General features: G+C 50.7%; 2 tRNA genes and 3 rRNA genes. All 5 read left to right on the forward strand.

Annotated features, from left to right (window positions below):
• The first annotated feature begins 15 nt into the window (after window positions 1-15).
• A 16S ribosomal RNA gene (locus U1E44_RS16565) occupies window positions 16-1537 on the forward strand.
• A gap of 92 nt (window positions 1538-1629) precedes the next feature.
• Window positions 1630-1703, forward strand: a tRNA-Ile gene (locus U1E44_RS16570).
• Between the two features lie 355 nt (window positions 1704-2058).
• Window positions 2059-2132, forward strand: a tRNA-Ala gene (locus U1E44_RS16575).
• A 210-nt stretch (window positions 2133-2342) separates the two neighbouring features.
• Window positions 2343-5192, forward strand: a 23S ribosomal RNA gene (locus U1E44_RS16580).
• A 147-nt stretch (window positions 5193-5339) separates the two neighbouring features.
• A 5S ribosomal RNA gene (gene rrf / locus U1E44_RS16585) occupies window positions 5340-5449 on the forward strand.
• Together the 16S, 23S and 5S rRNA genes with 2 tRNA genes alongside form the textbook arrangement of a ribosomal RNA operon.
• Window positions 5450-5537: the final 88 nt, after the last annotated feature.

Consider the following 5537-nt stretch of genomic DNA (forward strand, 5'->3'; position numbering starts at 1 on the left):
ATTATTTAAGAATTAACGATGAAGAGTTTGATCCTGGCTCAGGATGAACGCTAGCGGCAGGCCTAACACATGCAAGTCGAGGGGTAACAGGTCTTCGGATGCTGACGACCGGCGCACGGGTGCGCAACGCGTATAGAATCTGCCTCTTACTAGGGGATAGCCCAGAGAAATTTGGATTAATACCCTATGTTATATTTATGTGGCATCATGTAAATATTAAAGGTTACGGTAAGAGATGACTATGCGTCCCATTAGCTAGATGGTAAGGTAACGGCTTACCATGGCTACGATGGGTAGGGGCCCTGAGAGGGGGATCCCCCACACTGGTACTGAGACACGGACCAGACTCCTACGGGAGGCAGCAGTGAGGAATATTGGACAATGGGCGAGAGCCTGATCCAGCCATGCCGCGTGCAGGAAGACTGCCCTATGGGTTGTAAACTGCTTTTGTACGGGAAGAACAAGAGTCACGTGTGGCTCTCTGACGGTACCGTAAGAATAAGGATCGGCTAACTCCGTGCCAGCAGCCGCGGTAATACGGAGGATCCGAGCGTTATCCGGAATTATTGGGTTTAAAGGGTCCGTAGGCGGGCCATTAAGTCAGGGGTGAAAGTCTGCGGCTCAACCGTAGAATTGCCTTTGATACTGGTGGTCTTGAGTACTGGTGAAGTGGCTAGAATATGTGGTGTAGCGGTGAAATGCATAGATATCACATAGAATACCGATTGCGAAGGCAGGTCACTAACCATTCACTGACGCTGATGGACGAAAGCGTGGGTAGCGAACAGGATTAGATACCCTGGTAGTCCACGCCGTAAACGATGGATACTAGCTGTCGGGAGACCAATGGGTTTTTCGGTGGCCAAGCGAAAGTGATAAGTATCCCACCTGGGGAGTACGGCCGCAAGGCTGAAACTCAAAGGAATTGACGGGGGCCCGCACAAGCGGTGGAGCATGTGGTTTAATTCGATGATACGCGAGGAACCTTACCAGGGCTTAAATGTAGTCTGACAGCTTTAGAGATAGAGCCTCCTTCGGGCAGATTACAAGGTGCTGCATGGTTGTCGTCAGCTCGTGCCGTGAGGTGTCAGGTTAAGTCCTATAACGAGCGCAACCCCTGCCGTTAGTTGCCAGCATGTAAAGATGGGGACTCTAACGGGACTGCCGGTGCAAACCGCGAGGAAGGTGGGGATGACGTCAAATCATCACGGCCCTTACGTCCTGGGCCACACACGTGCTACAATGGCCGGTACAGAGAGCAGCCATGTTGCAAAGCAGAGCGAATCTATAAAACCGGTCACAGTTCGGATCGGGGTCTGCAACTCGACCCCGTGAAGCTGGAATCGCTAGTAATCGGATATCAGCCATGATCCGGTGAATACGTTCCCGGGCCTTGTACACACCGCCCGTCAAGCCATGGAAGCCGGGAGTGCCTGAAGTCCGTCACCGCGAGGAGCGGCCTAGGGCAAGATTGGTAACTAGGGCTAAGTCGTAACAAGGTAGCCGTACCGGAAGGTGCGGCTGGAACACCTCCTTTCTAGAGATTTACCAAAGGCTATTGAATTATTTAAAGCTTATTGTTTCGGTTTCTGTTTTTATAATTATAAGATATATAAGAAAACTATAGTGAGTCCCATAGCTCAGCTGGTTAGAGCGCTACACTGATAATGTAGAGGTCGGCAGTTCGAGTCTGCCTGGGACTACGAAGTAGGACAAGGCAAGACGAGAAGCCTGTGCTGAGCGCAGTCGAAGTAAGTCTGCCTGGGACTACAAAGAGCCCCCCAGCCCCCGAAGGGGGAGTAAAAGGGTTTGTAGTTTTGGAGTTAAAGAGTGAAGCGGTCAACGGTCAACGATCAACGATCAACCAACAACGATCAACGGTCAACGATCAACCAACAACGGTCAACGATCAACGGTCAACCAATAACGCTTTACAACGTTCATTGATTAAAATATTGAAATAGGAAATTTTAGAAGTTGAGATACACTAGTTGTTGGTTCTTGGTTGATGGTTGGTGGTTTTGCTATCAACGGACAACGAACAACGATCAACTAACTGGGGGATTAGCTCAGCTGGCTAGAGCGCCTGCCTTGCACGCAGGAGGTCATCGGTTCGACTCCGATATTCTCCACAAAATCGGTAAACAGTCACAGTTTACAGGAAGCAGTTTTACTGCTAACTGAATACTGATACTGCTATCTGAATAAACGTTCATTGACATATTGGGACAGGGTGCGTACAAGATATAAATCTTGTCGTACACTGAAGAAACACGAACAAAAAGTAAAGAGTACATTTTTCATAGGCTTTATGGTTTATGATTGATAGAATATAGAGCAAGGCGACAAGCTAAAAAAGGGCGCATGGGGGATGCCTAGGCTCTCAGAGGCGAAGAAGGACGCGATAAGCTGCGAAAAGCTGCGGGGATCGGCACACACGAATTGATCCGCAGGTATCCGAATGGGGCAACCCGGCATATTGAAGATATGTCATCCGCCGTAAGGCGGAAGCAAACCCGGTGAACTGAAACATCTAAGTAGCCGGAGGAGGAGAAAACAAAAGTGATTCCGAGAGTAGTGGCGAGCGAAATCGGATTAGTCCAAACCGTTGTTGTTTCGGCAATAGTGGGGTTGTAGGACCACGATATTACTTGCGTATAGAACCGGAATAAGTTGGAAATCTTAACAGAATAGGGTGATAGTCCCGTACGGGTAATAGAAGTAAAGTATAGTGGTATCCTGAGTAGCGCGGGGCACGTGAAACCCTGTGTGAATCTGGCGGGACCATCCGCCAAGACTAAATACTCCTGAGAGACCGATAGTGAACCAGTACCGTGAGGGAAAGGTGAAAAGAACCGTGAACAACGGAGTGAAATAGATCCTGAAACCATGCGCTTACAAGCGGTCGGAGCCTGCCATTGGCGGGTGACGGCGTGCCTTTTGCATAATGAGCCTACGAGTTACTTTTACCGGCAAGGTTAAGTCCTTCAGGGACGGAGCCGCAGCGAAAGCGAGTCTGAATAGGGCGCATATCGAGAGATAAGTCGGTAGTAGTAGACGCGAAACCGTGTGATCTACCCATGGGCAGGTTGAAGCTGTGGTAACACACAGTGGAGGACCGAACCCGTTGACGTTGAAAAGTCTTGGGATGACCTGTGGGTAGGGGTGAAAGGCCAATCAAACTCGGAAATAGCTCGTACTCCCCGAAATGCATTTAGGTGCAGCGTTGATTATGTTTTATAGAGGTAGAGCTACTGATTGGATGCGGGGGCTTCACCGCCTACCAATTCCTGACAAACTCCGAATGCTATAAAATAGAGATCAGCAGTGAGGGCATGGGTGCTAAGGTCCATGTCCGAGAGGGAAAGAACCCAGATCACCAGCTAAGGTCCCCAAGTATATGCTAAGTTGAACTAACGCGGTGGAACTGCCCAGACAGCCAGGATGTTGGCTTGGAAGCAGCCATTCATTTAAAGAGTGCGTAACAGCTCACTGGTCGAGCGGTTCCGCATGGATAATAATCGGGCATAAGCATATCACCGAAGCTGTGACTTCATATTATTATGAGGGGTAGGGGAGCATTCCATGTGCGTTGAAGATGGCCTGCGAGGTCTGTTGGAGCGCATGGAAACGAAAATGTAGGCATAAGTAACGATAATGCGGGCGAGAAACCCGCACGCCGAAAGACCAAGGTTTCCCCAGCTATGCTAATCAGCTGGGGGTCAGTCGGGGCCTAACGCGAACCCGAAAGGGGTAGTGGATGGACAACCGGTTAATATTCCGGTACCTGCCCGCGCTAAAAGTGACGGGGATGTGGATTTGGTGCGTACTGACGGAATAGTACGTTGAATCCGCCGGGAGGCGGAGATAGTACGCTAAGGCTTCGGCCACGGCGATAATCCAGAGTAGCATTCCCCTAGAAAAGCGAGCGAGGCAGCCCGTACCGCAAACCGACACAGGTGGTCGGGATGAGCATTCTAAGGCGCTCGAGAGATTCATGGTTAAGGAACTAGGCAAAATCGACCCGTAACTTCGGGAGAAGGGTCGCCCCGCCATTGGCGGGGCCGCAGTGAAGAGGTCCAGGCGACTGTTTATCAAAAACACAGGGCTCTGCAAAATCGAGAGATGAAGTATAGGGCCTGACACCTGCCCGGTGCTGGAAGGTTAAGAGGAGATGTCATTCGCAAGGAGAAGCATTGAATTGAAGCCCCAGTAAACGGCGGCCGTAACTATAACGGTCCTAAGGTAGCGAAATTCCTTGTCGGGTAAGTTCCGACCTGCACGAATGGTGTAACGATCTGGACACTGTCTCAACCATGAGCTCGGTGAAATTGTAGTATCGGTGAAGATGCCGGTTACCCGCAGTGGGACGAAAAGACCCCGTGCACCTTTACTATAGCTTCGTATTGACCTTGGGCAACCGATGTGTAGGATAGCTGGGAGGCTTTGAAGGGGTATCGTCAGGTATTCTGGAGCCATTGTTGAAATACCAGCCTTCGTTTGTCCGGGGCCTAACCCTTATATTAGGGAACAGTGCGTGGTGGGTAGTTTGACTGGGGTGGTCGCCTCCAAAAGAGTAACGGAGGCTTCTAAAGGTGCCCTCAGCACGCTTGGTAACCGTGCGTAGAGTGCAATGGCACAAGGGCGCTTGACTGAGAGACATACAGGTCGATCAGGTACGAAAGTAGAGCATAGTGATCCGGTGGTTCCGCATGGAAGGGCCATCGCTCAAAGGATAAAAGGTACGCCGGGGATAACAGGCTGATCTCCCCCAAGAGCTCATATCGACGGGGGGGTTTGGCACCTCGATGTCGGCTCGTCACATCCTGGGGCTGGAGAAGGTCCCAAGGGTTGGGCTGTTCGCCCATTAAAGTGGCACGCGAGCTGGGTTCAGAACGTCGTGAGACAGTTCGGTCTCTATCTACTGCGGGCGTTAGAAATTTGCGTGGCGCTGGCCCTAGTACGAGAGGACCGGGCCGGACCGACCGCTGGTGCACCAGTTGTTCCGCCAGGAGCATTGCTGGGTAGCTAAGTCGGGACGGGATAAGCGCTGAAAGCATATAAGCGCGAAACCCACCACAAGATGGGATTTCTTTAAAGGGCCGTGGGAGATGACCACGTTGATAGGCCATAGGTATAAGTGCAGCAATGTATGTAGCCGAGTGGTACTAATAGCCCGTAGGCTTGCGCCTGAACTTTATACTCAACCTATTTTTTATAAACTGTTCGTAATCGCCGGTGGCGTTCTGTCCTTTTGTGTCAACGATATTATGCTTACCTATGGGTAAGTATCGTCTGTAGTGCCCAGTCCTTCTATGGCGGGTTACAGACGTACAATTTAGGGTGGTCATGGCGACGGGGTCCACCCCTTACCATTCCGAACAGGGAAGTTAAGCCCGTCAGCGCCGATGGTACTGCCACTAGGTGGGAGAGTAGGTCGCCGCCTTTTTTCAAGAAGCCCTTCATAGCAATATGAAGGGCTTTTTTTGTTGTATCACATCAGCACACAAAATAATCTGATAGCGCTCAGCAGGGTC

Source organism: Aurantibrevibacter litoralis (assembly GCF_034651555.1).
In the GTDB taxonomy this organism is placed as follows: Bacteria; Bacteroidota; Bacteroidia; order Flavobacteriales; family Flavobacteriaceae; genus Aurantibrevibacter; species Aurantibrevibacter litoralis.